Annotated in this window: 14 protein-coding genes; 3 read left to right on the top strand and 11 right to left on the bottom strand. The window is 63.7% G+C overall.

Going from position 1 to position 16107, the window contains the following annotated elements:
• The 3 genes from B6V75_RS10030 to acs all read right to left on the bottom strand — a co-directional run bounded on the left by B6V75_RS10030 (position 1) and on the right by acs (position 2981).
• On the bottom strand, positions 1–258 hold the full coding sequence (locus B6V75_RS10030) for a DUF4212 domain-containing protein (RefSeq protein ID WP_075774060.1): 258 nt from the start codon (positions 256–258) through the stop codon (positions 1–3).
• Positions 259–321: 63 nt separating this feature from the next.
• Complete coding sequence (locus B6V75_RS10025) at positions 322–1014, bottom strand: adenylate kinase (RefSeq protein WP_075774059.1); 693 nt, start codon at positions 1012–1014, stop codon at positions 322–324.
• Complete coding sequence (gene acs, locus B6V75_RS10020; RefSeq protein ID WP_088719596.1) at positions 1014–2981, bottom strand: acetate--CoA ligase; 1968 nt, start codon at positions 2979–2981, stop codon at positions 1014–1016. Before acs ends, B6V75_RS10025 begins: the two co-directional genes overlap by 1 nt.
• A 423-nt stretch (positions 2982–3404) precedes the next feature.
• On the opposite strand from acs, the gene B6V75_RS10015 reads away from it, so the two are divergent.
• Complete coding sequence (locus B6V75_RS10015; protein WP_088719595.1) at positions 3405–3902, top strand: pyridoxamine 5'-phosphate oxidase family protein; 498 nt, start codon at positions 3405–3407, stop codon at positions 3900–3902.
• A gap of 83 nt (positions 3903–3985) precedes the next feature.
• Here the strand turns inward: B6V75_RS10015 and B6V75_RS10010 are convergent, their stop codons facing one another.
• Complete coding sequence (locus B6V75_RS10010) at positions 3986–6277, bottom strand: glycosyl hydrolase family 28-related protein (RefSeq protein WP_088719594.1); 2292 nt, start codon at positions 6275–6277, stop codon at positions 3986–3988.
• A gap of 230 nt (positions 6278–6507) precedes the next feature.
• Here B6V75_RS10010 and B6V75_RS10005 point away from each other — a divergent pair, with 230 nt between their 5' ends.
• On the top strand, positions 6508–7362 hold the full coding sequence (locus B6V75_RS10005) for a CHAD domain-containing protein (RefSeq protein WP_168174467.1): 855 nt from the start codon (positions 6508–6510) through the stop codon (positions 7360–7362).
• Here B6V75_RS10005 and B6V75_RS10000 read toward each other — a convergent pair.
• Complete coding sequence (locus B6V75_RS10000; RefSeq protein ID WP_088719592.1) at positions 7359–9005, bottom strand: lysine--tRNA ligase; 1647 nt, start codon at positions 9003–9005, stop codon at positions 7359–7361. The genes B6V75_RS10005 and B6V75_RS10000 overlap by 4 nt on opposite strands.
• A 105-nt stretch (positions 9006–9110) precedes the next feature.
• Between B6V75_RS10000 and B6V75_RS09995 the strand changes: the two genes are divergently transcribed.
• Positions 9111–9533 (top strand): tellurite resistance TerB family protein, encoded by a 423-nt coding sequence (locus tag B6V75_RS09995; RefSeq protein ID WP_075774054.1) that lies wholly within the window; start codon positions 9111–9113, stop codon positions 9531–9533.
• 54 nt (positions 9534–9587) lie between these two features.
• On the opposite strand, the gene dacB is transcribed toward B6V75_RS09995, so the two are convergent.
• Genes dacB through B6V75_RS09965 form a run of 6 tightly spaced genes read right to left on the bottom strand, consistent with a single transcriptional unit; the run spans position 9588 to position 16103 of the window.
• Positions 9588–11015, bottom strand: coding sequence for a D-alanyl-D-alanine carboxypeptidase/D-alanyl-D-alanine-endopeptidase (gene dacB / locus B6V75_RS09990; protein ID WP_088719591.1), 1428 nt, complete (start codon positions 11013–11015; stop codon positions 9588–9590).
• A gap of 50 nt (positions 11016–11065) precedes the next feature.
• Positions 11066–11683: a nicotinate-nucleotide adenylyltransferase gene (locus tag B6V75_RS09985; protein ID WP_088719590.1), complete on the bottom strand. Its 618-nt coding sequence runs from the start codon at positions 11681–11683 to the stop codon at positions 11066–11068.
• Positions 11684–11710: 27 nt separating this feature from the next.
• Entirely contained in the window at positions 11711–12940 is a 1230-nt protein-coding gene (locus B6V75_RS09980; protein WP_088719589.1) for a GGDEF domain-containing protein, read from the bottom strand.
• Positions 12940–13551, bottom strand: a complete 612-nt coding sequence (locus tag B6V75_RS09975) for a heme NO-binding domain-containing protein (protein WP_088719588.1) — start codon at positions 13549–13551, stop codon at positions 12940–12942. Before B6V75_RS09975 ends, B6V75_RS09980 begins: the two co-directional genes overlap by 1 nt.
• Before the next feature lie 60 nt (positions 13552–13611).
• On the bottom strand, positions 13612–15345 hold the full coding sequence (locus B6V75_RS09970; protein WP_075774049.1) for a DUF4153 domain-containing protein: 1734 nt from the start codon (positions 15343–15345) through the stop codon (positions 13612–13614).
• A 53-nt stretch (positions 15346–15398) separates the two neighbouring features.
• Complete coding sequence (locus B6V75_RS09965) at positions 15399–16103, bottom strand: HAD family hydrolase (protein WP_075774048.1); 705 nt, start codon at positions 16101–16103, stop codon at positions 15399–15401.
• Between the last annotated feature and the right edge of the window lie 4 nt (positions 16104–16107).

Here is a 16107-nt window from a genome sequence, read left to right as displayed (position 1 = left end):
TTACTCTTCGACGCCGTGCTCGCGGTCCAGTTTGTTCATCCGCCACGCATAGGTGAAGATGAGCACCAGGAACACGAGGATCGAGCCTTGCTGGGCGAACCAGAAGCCGAGATCAGTGCCGCCGATCTTGATGCCTGCCAGCATCGGGCGCAGCAGGATGCCGAAGCCGAAGGACACGATGAACCAGATCACCAGAGATATCTGGATGGTCCGGATATTCGCCTTCCAATAGGCGTTGGACGAGGATTTGTCCGCCATGAGACTAACTCCCTTTAGTTTCTCTCCAGACGGGCCCCTCATGGGCCCGCCCCTCCCCAAAAATCAGGCCGAGACGCGCTCTACGATCGACCCAAGGCCCGAGGCGATCTCGTCGATGGAGCCCATCGCGTCGATTTCCTCGAGAACACCGAGCGCCTTGTAATGGGCGATCAGCGGTGCCGTTTGCGCGTGATAGGCCTCCAACCTGGCGCGCGCCGTCTCGGCATTGTCGTCGGCCCGGCGCTTGAATTCCGTGCCGCCGCATTTGTCGCAAACGCCCGCGACCGCGGGCTGTTTGAACTCGTCGTGATACCCCTCGCCGCATTTGGCGCAGGTGTAGCGGCCGGCGACGCGGGCGATCATCGCCTCGTCGTCGACCTCCAGGCTGATCGCCGCGGTCACCGACTGGCCGTTCTCCTCCAGAAGCCTGTCGAGCGCCGCAGCCTGCCCGGCGGTGCGCGGGAACCCGTCGAGGATCACCCCTTTAGCAACGTCCGGTTCCGCCATGCGATCTTGCAGGATCGCCAGAACGATCTCGTCCGAGACGAGACCGCCCTCCTCCATCACCGCTTTCGCGGCGAGGCCCGCCTCGGTGCCCTGCGACACCGCGGCCCGCAGAAGATCGCCCGTCGAGAGCTGCACGAGGCCGAACCTCTCTTCGAGCATCCGCGCTTGCGTGCCCTTGCCCGCGCCCGGCGGGCCGAGAAGGATCAGAACCGCAGGCTTGGTCCGCGTCATGGTCGTGCTGTCGGCCATCACTTGTTCCCGCGATTTTCGATCAACTCGTCGACGACCGACGGGTCGGCCAGCGTCGAGGTGTCACCCAGGCTGCCGAAATCGTTCTCGGCGATCTTGCGCAGGATGCGGCGCATGATCTTGCCCGAACGGGTCTTCGGCAGGCCCGGCGCCCATTGGATGATGTCCGGTTTCGCGATCGGGCCGATCTCGGTGCGGACCCACTTCTCGAGCTCCTTGCGCAGCTCGTCGGAAGGTTCGACATCGTTCATCAGCGTGACATAGGCGTAGATGCCCTGCCCTTTCAGCTCGTGCGGGTAGCCCACCACGGCAGCCTCGGCCACGGCCTGGTGCGCGACCAGCGCGGACTCGACTTCCGCCGTGCCCATGCGGTGGCCCGAGACGTTGATCACGTCGTCGACGCGGCCGGTGATCCAGTAGTAACCGTCGCTGTCGCGGCGGCAGCCGTCACCTGTGAAGTAATAGCCCTTGTACTGGCTGAAATAGGTTTCCTGGAAGCGCTCGTGATCGCCCCAGATGGTGCGCATCTGGCCCGGCCAGCTGTCCGAGATGCAGAGCACGCCTTCGGTCTCGGTCTCGTCCTGCTTCACCGCAGACTGCGGGTCGAGCACGACCGGCTTCACGCCGAAGAACGGACGGGTCGCCGAGCCGGGCTTGGTGGGCGTCGCGCCCGGAAGCGGGGTCAGCATGTGACCGCCGGTCTCGGTCTGCCAGAACGTGTCGACGATCGGGCATTTGCCCTTTCCGACATACTTGTCGTACCAGGCCCAGGCCTCGGGGTTGATCGGCTCGCCGACCGAGCCCAGCACCTTGAGCGCGGACAGATCGTATTTCTCGACCCATTCCGGCCCCTGCCCCATCAGCGAGCGGATCGCGGTGGGCGCGGTGTAGAACTGGTTGACCTTGTGTTTCTCGCACACGGCCCAGAAACGGCCCGCGTCCGGATAGGTCGGCACGCCTTCGAACATGACGGTCGTCGCACCATTCGCGAGCGGCCCGTAGACAATGTAGCTGTGACCGGTGACCCAGCCGACATCCGCGGTGCACCAGAATACGTCGCCGTCGTGATAGTCGAACGTGTATTGATGCGTCATCGCGGCATAGACCATGTAGCCGCCGGTCGTGTGCACGACGCCCTTCGGCTTGCCGGTCGAGCCCGAGGTGTAGAGGATGAAAAGCGGATCTTCCGCGTTCATCGGACGCGCCGGACAATCGGGCGAGACGTTCTCCATCATCGCCTTCACGTCGACATCGCGCCCGTCGATCCAGGTGGTCTGGTCGCCGGTATGCTTCACCACGAGGCAGCGCACCTTGTCCGAGCAGTGCAGCAGCGCGGCGTCGGCATTGGCCTTGAGCGGCGTGCGGCGACCACCGCGCGGCGCGGTGTCGGCGGTGATCACGACTTTCGCGCCCGAGTCATTGATGCGGTTCGCCAGCGCGTCGGGCGAGAAGCCCGCGAAGACGATCGAGTGGATCGCGCCGATGCGCGCGCAGGCGAGCATCGCGTAAGCCGCTTCGGGGATCATCGGCAGGTAGATCACGACGCGGTCGCCGCGCATCACGCCCTGGCTCGAAAGCACATTGGCGAAGCGGTTCACCTTCTCGCAAAGCTCCTTGTAGGTGATGTGCTGCGCCGGGGTTTCCGGATCGTCAGGCTCGAAGATGATCGCGGTCTGGTCGCCGCGCGTCGCAAGGTGGCGGTCGATGCAGTTCACGCTGGCGTTCAACACGCCGTCCTCGAACCACTTGATATCGACATGGCCGAAGGTGAAATCGGTGTTCTTCACCTTGGTATACGGCGTGATCCAGTCGAGGCGCTTGCCCTCGCGGCCCCAGAACTTCTCCGGGTCGGTGATCGATTCCTTGTACATCTCGCGATATTTCGCAGCGTCGGCATGGGCGTTCTCGAAGCCCGGCGGGACCTCTTTGACCTCTGGAACCTGAGTCACCTTGTCTTGCGCAGTCATGAGTTTCCTCCCAGCAATTTCGCCTTGCGGCACGGCGTGTCCGCATGTCGCCCGCGTCATGGTGCAGGCCCTCTACCCCGCGCCACTGTAACTCAAAGGTTAAGATTCATGTAACCCCCTTTATACGCTGAATTTTTTTGTAAACTTTTTGACACCGATTGCGCTAACGCTGTAAATGCACGGAAATGAGGCAGAAAATAGTCACGCTTAATCAAGCGCTTGCCTGTAGCGTTTCATGCGCGCGGAGCCCGCATCTGAAAATCGACCTCATGGTTAAAAGCGGGCGGCAACCAAGAAGAGGGAACATGGCACCACGGGGTGATTCGGCACGCAATCTGTCGTTACGTCATCCTAAAGCCGACGACGTCGATTGCGGACGGCGTGGCTGAGTCCTAGCATTAGGACGTCCGCGAGGAGTCGCCCATGCCGCAACCAACTCCAACGACCGACCCAATTCGCCCGACGGATGACGAGGCCCGCGCCTTGGCGCAACGCCTGATCCGCGAGGCCTGGTTCGGGGCGCTCGGCACGCTCGACCCGGATACGGGCGCGCCGGTCGTGACCCGCGTCGCCCTCGGGCCCGGCCCTCAGGGGGAACTGTTAATCTTCGTATCCAGCCTCGCGGCGCATACGACAGCCCTTCTGCGGGATCGCCGCGCGGGTCTGCTGTTGGGAGAGCCCGGCCCAAAAGGCGATCCGCTCACCCATCCGCGCCTCTCGCTGCAGGTCGAAGCCCATGCCGTCGAACGCAACAACCCCGCCTTCCCGACGATGCGCGACCGCTGGCTCGCCGATCATCCGAAATCGAAGCTTTATATCGACCTGCCCGATTTCTTTTTCTTCGATCTCCGCCCGACCTCGGCCAGCCTCAATGGCGGCTTCGGCCGCGCTTTTCGCCTGATGCCTGCGGACTTGACATGAAAACGGCGCGCAAGACTTTCATCCCACGCGCCGCATCGCCAATCCGTCCGCCCGGCCCGGATCGGCACAGCCCAAGCACCCCGTCAGATCGGGTTATCCATCCGCAGCGTGACTTGCAGCCGCCCCTTCGCCGCCTCCGGCCAGTTCACCGTGATCTGGTTCTTGGCCGCGCCCTGCTCCACCGCGACATAGGGCATTGCATCGATCCGCGCGCCCGAGCTATCTCGCACCATCCCCTCGGCGATCAGGCCTTGAACATTGCGCGCCCAGCCCGCGAAGGGCAGGTACTCGCTCGCATCCGCCGTCCAGACCGTTTGCGCAGCCGACTGGTTCACCTCGACCATCACCGGGTTCTGCGATATCTCTTTGATCCCGTTGAACATATTCCCTTCGAACACCACATTACGCACCCGCGAGCGGTCGATATCGGCAAAGCTCGTATCGATTTTCTCGATCCGGTCGACACTGCCGTTGAGCGACTTGAACACGTTGTTCGTCACGCTCAGCCCTTGGATGAAATGCCCCGGCCCATAGGGCTTTATCGAGAGCCACGTGAACCAAGGCGCGACGTTGATGCACACGCAGGTATTGCCCGTCACGGTCAGCCCGCCAAAGCTGTACTCGCTCGCGAAATCCGGCTCGGCATCGTGTTCATTCGTCCATTCGATGACCGAGTTATCGATGTAATTTCCGGTCACCGCCGATTGCACATTGGTCTGCGTGAAAACGAGCCCCGCAACGCGCACGCCGCTGGTTTCCTCGTCGCCCTGAAACCAGTGATTACCGACGATCAAATGCCCAGAGCCATTCAGCACGAAACTCGTTCCGAAGCGCACGAAGCGTGAGTCGCGGATCTTGCTGTCATTTGCGTTGACGTTCAGCACCATCGACTTGCGATCCTGCGCGGGCACCAGCATCTCGTCCGACAGGAACTGACAGCCATCGATCAGCAGGTCCTGGCACCCGCGCCCGATTGAGGTGATCGCGCGATCCTTGGGTCGCACCACATAGCTGTCGCGGATCTGGAACATCTGCCCGTCGGGCGCCAGCATGATGCAGCTCGCCGCGCCGTTGCAGAGGAATTCCACATTGGCGATGTTGAATCGGTCGAGCTTCTCCATCCCCGAGAAATCCAGCACATATTGGTGACGTTTGAAGGTATAGGTCCGCGTCCCAGACCCGCCATAAAGCGGCTGCGAGAGATACAGCGTCTGCGCGCCGTTATTCTTCGACCTCACATAGACTTCGCGCCCGACGCCGGTGCCGGTGATCCGCGCGCCAACGGGAATATTGGCGATATTGGCGACCGAGGTCAGCTGCATCGACTGGCTCACCGAATAGGTCGCCTGCGACGTCACCACATCATCGTCCCAACCAGATCCCGCGATCACGTTGATCTGCCCATTCTGCAGAACCCGACGGTTCGAAAAGCTCGACAGGTCCGGCGCGATCTCCTCGATGCGGATCGGTTCGGTCACCTCGACGCGACGCCCTTTCAGATCCAGCACGTTATGATCGGTATATCCGAACAGCGCCTGCAGCGCCTTCTTGAACCCAGCCAGCTCATCGCCGAACGCCGCCGCATAGGTCGGGAAGTCGAAAGACGACATCAGCGCCAGCTTCGCCGCCACCGGCATTACCAGCGTGCCCACGAACTCTACCGGCGACGAGATCGAGATCGAGCTGCCCAGATAATAATTCCCCGCCGAGACGAGAACCTTGCGCCCGTTCGCCGCCTGATCGGCCGCATTGAAGGCCGCGAAGTTGTCCGTGACGCCATCCCCGACCGCGCCGTAATCCTTCACATCGACCCAGCCCATCAGGTCACGCAGAAAGGCCTCGGTCACATCCTCGATCTCGATATCGTCGATGCGCACGACCCCGTCAGTCGCGCCCGTCAGGTCCAGCCCGAAATGCCCGTAAATCGCATCCAGCCCCCACGACATATCGACACCGTCGCGCGAGCCGGTGCCCACGATCGCAGAAACCTCGACCACCTCACCATAGCTTTGCAGCGCCACCGTCGGCCCCACCTCGACCACGCCGCTCACGTGGCTACCCGATCCCGTCACCGCATAGCCTGCAATCCTCACCTCAGGCAGGTTGCCGCTCACCGCCTTCACCCGCGCCCGGATGCGCAGATAGGCGCCCGGCAGGATCGGCGTGTCGCCCATGTAGCGCAGTTTCTGCACCGTCTGCATCTTGAGCATTTCCAGACAACCGCCGAAATCCGCATCCGCCGGAACCAGCACGGCATTGCCCGAGCTCTCATAGGTCGTGGAGCCCGGCGTGCCATCTTCACTCGACCATTGATCCAGCCCTTCGGCGAATGCGGGCGGGGTCAGCACCAGCCCTTCGGTAATCGCGACGTTCATCTGCAATCCTCTCGTCCATTTTCCACCCGCGCGCGCCCCGCGCATCGCTCCATGCGCCTTGGAACCCGCCGAAAGCGCCCGCGCTTCGGCCCGAAAAGAGCTAGAAGGAAAGATTAAAGAAGACCTGATACCTCCGCGCGCCGCGCCGCCTCTCCCGCTTCGCAGATGACAGCGTCATGCGCCTGTCATATCCTCGCGCCACATCGGGAGTGCAGCCGAGAGGAGCGCAGATGGTCTACGCCATATCCCCCGACGACAAGACCCCAACGAAAGCCCTTCGCCGCATCGCGCGCAGCGAGCTTGGGACGGCCATGAAACTGGCTGGGAAACCCGATCCTTCGGTTCACGCCCTGCGCAAGGCGATCAAGAAGACCCGCGGCCTGATCCGTCTTCTAGCGCCGCACTTCGCCGATTTTCACAAGGAAAACGAGGCCTTGTCCGAGGCTGCCCGCGGCATATCCGGCCTGCGAGACGACGAGGTGATGCGCGCCTCGTTGATCCGGCTGGGGCGCGAAGGGCCCGATCTTGATGGCGCCTCGGCGGCCCGCACCATGCTCGAAGCACTCCCCGCAACCCCGCCCCCGAAGGAAGGCGATATTTCGACATTCGTCAAACGCGTCACGGAAATCCGCAAACGCGCAAAGGATTGGGAGGTCAGCGCAAAGGGCTGGCCCGCCTATGAGACCGGATTGCACGAGACCCTGAAAGATTGCCGCAAGCGTCTGAAAACCGCCCAGAAATCACACGCTGGCGCAGACCTCCACCATTGGCGGACGCGGGTGAAGCAGCACTGGTATCACACCCGCCTGCTCGCCCCAATCTGGCCCGAGATGCTGCACCCACGCGAAGACGCGCTCGACACTCTGGGCGAGTTGATCGGAGATCATCACGACCTGCATGTGCTCGAGATGAGGGTGCCCGAGCATCTCGATCCCGAAAGGGCCGAGGCGTTGCTTGCATTGATCCGCACCGAATCTGCCCGGCTCGAGGCCGAAGCCTTCACTCTCGGCGCCAAGATATTCGCCGAGCCCCCCGAGCCGCTCTGCGACCGCTGGGGGGCTTGGTTCGAACTCTGGAAAGCCTAGGCGACCAGTTCGCCCGCCAGCGCCCGCTCGATCAGCGCGACGGTCTCATCGACACCGTAAAGCGCGATGAACCCGCCGAAGCGCGGCCCTTGGCTCTGACCCAGGAGTACCTCGTAGAGCGCCTTGAACCAATCGCGCAGGTTGGCGAATTCGTGGTTCTTGCCGACCGCGAAGACAACCGACTGCAGGAACTCGTCACTGTGGAAATCGGCCTCCGGCAGCGGCTCGTCGTTGCCTGCCGCCGCGTTCTTGCGCGCGATCTGATCGAGCGCCGCCTCTTCCGATTTCAGCGCCTTGGCCAGATCTTCCAGCGCCGCCCGCTCTTGCTCGGAGGGCGCGCGGAAGACCAGCGTGGGCTTCACGAAGTCCTCGAAATACTTCAGCGCGAAGCCTGCCGCCTGATCGAGGTCCGGATTGCCTTCCGGGCTCGCCTCGGGCGCATAGCGCTTGATGAAACCCCACAGCCCTTCCTTCTCGGTCGCGCCTGCGACGCTTGCGAGATTGAGCAACATCGCGAAAGGCACCACCATCCGGCTCTCGGGCGGATTGCCGCCATGGATGTGCCAGACCGGGTTGTTCACCTGCTGCTCGATCGGCTGATCGGGATAGGCCCGCAGCTGCTGGTGATATTCGTCCACCGCCTTCGGGATCACGTCGAAATGCATCCGCTTCGCGGTCTTCGGCTTGAGATACATGAAGTAGCTCAAGGACTCCGTCGCTGCATAGGTCAGCCACTCGTCGATCGAAAGGCCGTTGCCCTTCGACTTCGAGATTTTCTCGCCATTCGCGTCGAGGAACAGCTCGTAGGTGAAGTGCTCGGGCGCACGTCCGCCGAGGACGCGGCAGATACCGTCATAGATCGGCGTGTTGGTCGAGTGATCCTTGCCATACATCTCGAAATCGACCCCGAGCGCGGCCCAACGCATCCCGAAATCGGGTTTCCACTGCAGCTTCACGTTGCCACCGGTGACCGGCAGCGTCCATTCGCGCCCTTCCTCGTCGTCGAAGGTCACGGTGCCGTCGCGCGCGTTGACCTCCTTCATCGGAACATACAGCACACGGCCCGTCTCGGGATGGATCGGCAGGAAGCACGAATAGGTCTGCTGACGCTCTTCGCGAAGCGACTTCAGCATGATTTCCATGATCTGATCGTATTCGTGGGCCGATTTCATCAGCATCTCGTCGAACCGGCCCGACTTGTAGTAGTCGGTCGCGCTCGCGAATTCGTACTCGAAGCCGAACGTGTCGAGGAAACGGCGCAGCATCGCGTTGTTGTGGTTGCCGAAGCTGTCGAAATCGCCGAACGGATCGGGCACCGAGGTCAGCGGCTTCTGCTCGTGCTGGCGCAGCATGTCCTGATTGGGCACGTTGCTGGGCACCTTGCGCATCCCGTCCATATCGTCCGAGAAGCACAGAAGCTTCGTCGGGATATCCGAGATCACCTCGAAAGCGCGACGGATCATCGTCGTGCGCGCAACCTCCCCGAACGTGCCGATATGCGGCAGCCCCGACGGCCCGTAGCCCGTTTCGAACAGGACGTAGCCCTTCTCCGGATCGCGTTTCTCGTAACGCTTGAGCACCCGGCGGGCTTCCTCGAAGGGCCAGGCCTTGGATTTCATCGCAGCGTCACGCAAGCTCGTCATTGCATACCTCATGAAGGCGCCCCGTGCGCCCGGTCGCGCCTGACCTATTGAAGCGAAGGGGGACAGTCAATAATTAGCACTCGAACACCATCAAGGAGCTCCGACTTGCCAGACGTTCTCTCCTCGCTTTCGCCCCAAGACGCGCTCGTCGCCGTGATGGTCGCGGTGTCCGCCGCCGATGAGGACGTGCCGACCTCGGAACTCGTCGCCATCGAGCGGATCGTGAACCACATGCCGATCTTCGCGGGCTACGATTTCGACCGCGTCTCCCGGGTCTCGCGCTCTGTGTTCACACTGTTCGAAGAGGAAGACGGGCTCGAAGCGCTGTTCGGCCTGGTCCGCGATGCGCTGCCCGAGCATATCTTCGAGACCGCCTATGCGCTGGCCTGCGACGTAGCTGCGGCCGATGGCACGATCCGACAGGCCGAGTTGCGTCTGCTGGAGGAGATCCGCGGCGAGCTGGCGATCGACCGGCTGCACGCCGTCGCCATCGAATGGGGCGCGAAAGTGCGTCACGTCACGCTCTGATCCTCGGCGGCACTTCGGGCGGGAACGCGGCATGTTCACCGCCCGGATCGCGCCTCACCCGTAAATCCCGGCCCAACGTTCCAGTAGCTGGCTCTGCAGTATTTTCGACGCACGCACCCATTGCACCTGCCCCGGCGGGCGCGGTGCGGAGCCCGCGCGCCGGCGACGGTCGAGATCGGCGGTGAAGATCGCAAACACAAGCTCGGTGCCATCCGGCGCGGTCATGTAGCCCGCCAAGGTCGAGACGAAATTCAGCGTCCCGGTCTTGGCATCGACGCTGAACGGCTGCGATTTCGAGGCCCTACCCGTCGCATCGCGCAGCTTGAAAGGTTTCATCAAGCTGCGCAGCCCCATCGGTGCGCCAAGATTGCGCAGCGCCGCGACCATGTCCTGCGGCGAAATCTCGGCATCGGCGCGCAACCCGGAATGGTCGGTGAACCGGGCCGAGCGTGCGCCCGTGCGCTGCTGCAGCCATTGGGTCATGGCCTGCCCCGATTGCATCAGGGAACTACCCGCGCCCAGCCGTTTGCTGACCGTCATGCCCACCGCCTCGGCGGTGATATTGGTCGAGTATTTCATCATCGCGCGCAGCACTGGCACAAGCGGATCGCTGTCATGGCTTACCAGAACCGTGCCGCCGGGCAGATTGCGCGCCTCTTCCGGCGCGGGCAGCGGCGTGCCTTGTGCGCGGGCCAGCGTCTGGAACACGTCGCCCGCATAGGCCGCGGGATGGCGCACCGGCAACCAACGGCTTCCGCCACGCCCCAAAGCCGCCGAGGCGACCGTCCAATGCTCTACCCCGCCGCGATCCGAATAGGTGAACGTGGGTGAGGACCGCTTCGCGATCGAGGCTTTCGCTGTATAGGCCTGAGGCTGCACGTCGCGCCCACGCGCGTCCATGCTCAGCGCCCAGCCGCCCCCGGAGCGACGCCATTGGAAATGCACGCGATTGAAATTCAGCATCAGCCCGGAGATCGACGGGTTGTAGCCTGCGAAAATCGGCTGATCATTTGCGATCTCGCTTTTGTACGGAAGCGCGCCGGCCCAGGTCAGGAACCGCCCCGTGACGCCCTGCACCCCCTTGGCTGCGAGCGACTTCGCCATCGCATTGAGATCGTCGGTCGTCAGCGTGGGATCGCCACCGCCCGCGAGGATCAGATCGCCCTGAATCCGCCCGCCAGAAACTGGCCCCGTCGCGATCAACTGCGTACCGAAGCGGAAATCCCCGCCCAGTTGCTCCATCGCGTAAATCGAAGTGATCGATTTGAGCGCGGAGGCGGGCGGCATCGCTTGGCCGGGATTGCGCTGTTCAAGGATCTGGCCCGTTTTCAGATCTGCCACGACATAGCCGACATCGCCGCTCAGCCCCGCCATCCGAACCAGTTCGGCGGCTGCGGGCGCCTGACCCAAAACCGTTTTCGGAGTGACGAAAAGCGCGGCGCCACCCAGCAATGCAAAGCGACGCGATATCGTTAGCGGCATGGCGATTCCCCCCCGGCGTTAGCCCGAGCGTAGCGCGCCCTGCGCCGTCTTCAAGCAGGCGTCGATGCCCCCCAGCCGCCTTTCTCCCGAATTTCCGTGGAGGAAATCGACGACATCGGGATGTTTACGAAACACCAGCGTGGCGCTGGCCCGTCGAGCAGGCGCTGCGAGGCAACCGCGGGCAATTCGGCCTGCGCATAGATGCGCGCCGCGCGCGCCCAACGGCCCGGCATCCGCCAGCCCGGACGCGCCAGAACGCCGATCGACACGCTTTCTATGATCGTCCGCCAATGGTCCCAGCGATCGAGCTGTACGAGGTTATCCGCTCCCATCAGCCATGCGAAATTCACACCGGGATAGAGCGCACGCAGCGCGGTGATCGTGTCGGCGGTGTAGCGGGTACCGAGCCGCGCTTCTACATCTGTCACCACGACCCGAGGGTCTCCCCCGAGGATGGCCCGTGCACTCGCGATCCGCTGATCTAGCGGTGCAGGCCCATGCACCTTGAGCGGGTTGCCGGGGCTCACGACCCACCAGACCCGGTCGAGGTTGAAACGGCGCAGCGCCTCGCGCGTGATCAGCACGTGGCCTTCATGCGCAGGATCGAACGACCCGCCCAGAAGACCGATGCGCTGTCCGGCGCGGGCAAATGGGAAACCTTGTCTCATGCGCTGCCCTTACCCGAAGGCGACCGGTCAGGAAAAGAGCGTTTTATGTGTATCAGACGCCGAGTTAGGCGGTCGCGGGCGCCTGCGATCAACCTTTTCGGACGATCGCGACCCGAAACGAAGGCATCCGCGCCCTGCTGCCTTCGCCGCATAGGTTGCCCGGTCGACATCGCTCTGCAGCGCCCCGATCACAAGCTTCTCGTAGTCGCGTGACGAAACCGCGCCGACCGATCCGGACACCAGGCACTCCTGGCCCTGATACCATTTCGGTATCTCGATCTGTTCGATAATCCGCGCCGCAAGAGCCCTGACCTCCGCGTGACTCGGAGCGCCCCGCAACAGCACGAGAAATTCGTCGCCGCCCATGCGCGCAACAAGATCGTCCCCGCGAACGCTTTCGCACAGGTTGCGGGCCACAAGTTGCAACACGTAATCCCCTGCCGCATGGCCCCGACTGTCGTTGATCGCCTTGAAGTGGTCGAGGTCGATCTGCAGCAAAGCGAAATGCGCCGCGTCATTCGTCGCGTGATCGACTGCCTGCGCAAGCGCCTGCGCCATTGCGCGGCGGTTGGCGAGTTTCGTCAGCGGATCGCTCAGCGCCTGTTTCTCTGCAGCTTTGCGGGCCTGATCGAGCCGCCCGGTCAAGGCTCGCAATTCTTCCATCACGAGCGATTTGGCTTCTTCCAGGTAAAGCATTTCCATCGCGAGATCCGCGGCGGAGAAGTCGCGTTCTGTCAGGTCGAACTCCGCCACGAATTCACGCAGGTGAATACCGAAGCTGAAATTGAGGAGCATATCGCCCGCAGTCGCGCCTGCAGATGTCTGCGCAGATAGCCCCACGTGGCTGACGACCGCGCCACGCAGGCTCACCTTAGGATGCATGCGCAGGGTGACATGCAGTACCTCCTCCGCCATCAGCGCACCAAGCGAACGCCCGCAGCGACCGGCCTGACCATCGCAATCGCGTATCTCGCAATTCCTGCACAAGGTATCCGTGCAAAGACGACCTGTCGCCCCTCGTCGCGCGACCGCGAAAAATCGTGCGAACGGCGCGCCGAGGATCTGCGCCTCGGGCACACCGAGCACCTTGCGCAACGTGCGACCGACGCCAAGGATGCGCGCCCGCTCATCTATCCAGAGAAACATCGGCAAAAGCCCGGTCAGGAGGGGCAGCCAATAGGCCTGGCCGCCCCGGTCAGGCGGCGGCACAGTCGGTGCAGCCCTCGGGGCAACAGTGGTTTTGGCCGGTGCGCCCATCACACCTCTCCAGTCATGTGCGCTAGGGCGAATTGACGCGCCTCGGCATGGGCGGCGTCGAGCAGTTGGATTGTCACCACCTCTTCCGCCGGCTCGAATATCCGCGGGTCGCGGCCTGCCCTGCGCTGCGGCATTTCAATAAGCGCGAGGCTGCCATAGTCATCCGCCATCGCGCGCAGAATACCCGCCAGCACCGCCCCCCAGCCCGGCACGTCCCCGATGACGCGAAGACGAAACTGGCCCGACTCGGTCGCAACAAGATGAAGATGCGGGAGCTCGAGATCGGGTAACGCCATTCGCGCGCGGTCGTGCAACTCGTTCAGCGAATTCAGGAACCCGCGATAATCGCACCCGCCATAGCGCAACAGGCGCCGCACGGCTTCGCGCGTGCACAGATGCGCACCAAGGTCCTCGAGCAACTCGGACCGTTCACGCCCCAACGCGTCGCAAGCGGTATCAATCAGCCGCAAGGTTTGCGCATCGGCATATTGCAGCAGCGGTTCATAGCCTTCACTCGGCAGCTCCGCGCACCGCCTAACACGCGCGCAGAGCGCCGCCCCGTAGGTGTCGGTCAGGAAGTTTTCGATAGAGCGGTTAATCAAGCCGAGCATGTGCCCTCCTTCCCGCCACGCTAGCGACCAGAAGTTAACAAAGCTCCAAAATCGCTCGGCTCAGCGCGAGAGCGGCAACAGGCGCAGCCCACCGGCCTCGAGCGACATGATCCCGCTTGGGACGACTTTCATCTCGCCGCGCTTGATGGCGGCGATGACAGGTGCCAGATCGACGCGGAAGCGCGGTTCGCCCTGCGCGTCGACCACGCTACCCCACCCGATCGAATCCCAAGCGCCATCCGACTGGCGCAGAACGTAGATCGCATCGCGATCGGGCAGATGCAGCAGGACCATCGCCTCGTCGCCGGGTACATCTTTCAGGAAATCGGCCTCGATCAGGGCGCAGTTCGCCGCCGCGCCCTCGCCAGAGGCGCAAAGCCCCGACGCGACTTCCGGAGCCCGCGCGCGGATCGCATCGAGCAACGCATCCTCGGGCGGCGTTGCTCCGGGCGGCAGCACGAGATCCCGGCGCAACTGGGCGCGCGCCGCACTATCCCCTTCGCCCCCATCCGCCGACGGGCGCAGACGCGCCAAGGCGGTCGCGAGCGCTCGATCATCACCGGCTTGGGCCTCCAGCTCCGAGTAGGCCGACTGCCCGGCAAGCCCCCATTGGTTTTTCAAGGCGTAGAGCGGCAGGGCCCCCGCAGTGATCCGCCCGTCGCGATAGAGCGCCAGTTGCGAGCGCGCGGCGATGGCATTCGCATCCAGCACTGGCGTCAGCCACGCCAGAGCCGCGAGAAACAGCACGCCCGCCATCGCGATATTGATCCGCCGCAGGCGCGCCATCCAGCCGCGCCCCAGCAGGACAGAGCCGGCATATCCCAGTGCATATCCCGCGAGCAGCACGATCAGCACTGCCTGCGCCACGCGCCCTGGCGTCCAGCCCTGCGCCGTCACGCTTTGCCAGCCGGTCCAGGCCGCTGCGCCGACCAGCACGGGCAGCGCTAGCGCCAGCCCCTGAGCCGACAGCCGCAAAACCCGGGCCCGCACTGCGCTGTGATCGTCGCGCTCCACGCCGATCGAGATCAGCGTCACAGCGGCCACGGCCATCGCCAGCAGCGTCTCGATTTGCGAGAACCCGATCAGCGAGACCTGCCCGCGGCGCGCAATGAACCCGGCCACGAAGATCACGGCGACCAGCAGGACGGGCGGCAGCAACAGCCTGAGAAGCCGCAGTATGAGGGTAGGAGAGATCATCTCCTCCAACTCGGTCACCACCGCCAGCCCGAGCCCGAGAATGCCGCCCGACACGGAGAAGGCGAATAGTTTCTGGCGCAGAAGCTGACGCAGGAAATCGAGGTCCACGCTTTCGAGCAGGCGCGCCGAGAGATAGAGGACGAGCCAGACCATCCCGAGGAAAATACACGCGGCGGCATAGCGCACGACGATATTCCATGCATGAAGAAACAGCGCTGGATAGTCGTTCCAAGCGAGTCCGCCACCCCGCGCCACGGCCATCGCGAAGGGCATCGGCAGCGTCGCGAGAACCGCGAGCGCGAGCATCTCGAACGGCATGAATCCCGCCAGCGACTCGGTCGGAGAATAGCCGAGCGATGCCCACCAGCCGAGCAGCGCGACCGGAATCGCAATCAGCGCCGCCGCACCAAAGGCCTTGCGCCAGCCGATCTCGCCCAGCATCGCCAGCGCGGTCGCGAAGAACACCGTTCCCAGAACCGAGACGCCGAATTGCCCGTGGGCGTCGAGCGGCAGCGCCGTCTGCAACTCGCTATCGAGAGCCCAGAAGAACACGCCCGCCAGCAGCCCGAGCAGAATATGTTGCAAACGTAGTTGCATGCGTCCCTCTCCTGTCCTTGCGCGAGGCTCTCGCGCGCATCCGACGCGTCTCGTCAGCCCGCGCGCTGTGCGAGCCAGTCGGGAAGCCCCCCGATATGATCGAGCACGGCATCGGCCAGCGGAGCAAGATCGTCCCGCATCGCTGGCCCGCTCAATACGCCGATCGCGATCATCCCCGCCGCGCGCGCCGCGTGCAGATCATGCTGGCTGTCTCCGACCATCACCACCTCCGCCGGGTCCAGACCGAGCGAGTCCGCAAAGGCCAGAAGCGGGCTCGGCGTGGGTTTCGCGCCATGCCCGCTGTCATAGCCGATGATCAGGTCGAAAAGATCGGTGATGCCCGCCTGCGCCGCATGCGCGCGCGCCGAGGACTCGGCGTCGTTCGTGCAAATACCCAAATGCAACCCGCGCGCGCGCAGATCAGACAGAAGCTTGCTCAGCGGCACCGGCTCCACCAGCGGCACATCATGCGCTGCGCGCTCCAGCTCGATTACCAGGTCGTCGAGCGTGCGCCCCGGCAGATGCGGCAGCAACAATTCTGCCGCCTCCCGGACCGTGCCCGCGATCACCGGCGAGTGCGGCTCGAACTCCACCCGCTCGAGGTCGAACCCGATCGCCTCGGCAAGCCGCGCGGCCTGACTGGTGTCTTCGGCCAACGCCTCGATCTGCAGCTTCGCCCAAGCGCCCCATGTCGCGTCGAAATCGAAAAGCGTGCCATCCTTGTCGAACAGCACCGCCCGTATCTTGCCGCCTGCCATCTGC

Origin of the sequence: Thioclava sp. F1Mire-8, from assembly GCF_002213165.1 — a bacterium.
Taxonomy (GTDB): domain Bacteria; phylum Pseudomonadota; class Alphaproteobacteria; order Rhodobacterales; family Rhodobacteraceae; genus Thioclava; species Thioclava nitratireducens.
This window is presented reverse-complemented; position numbering and strand designations above follow the sequence as displayed.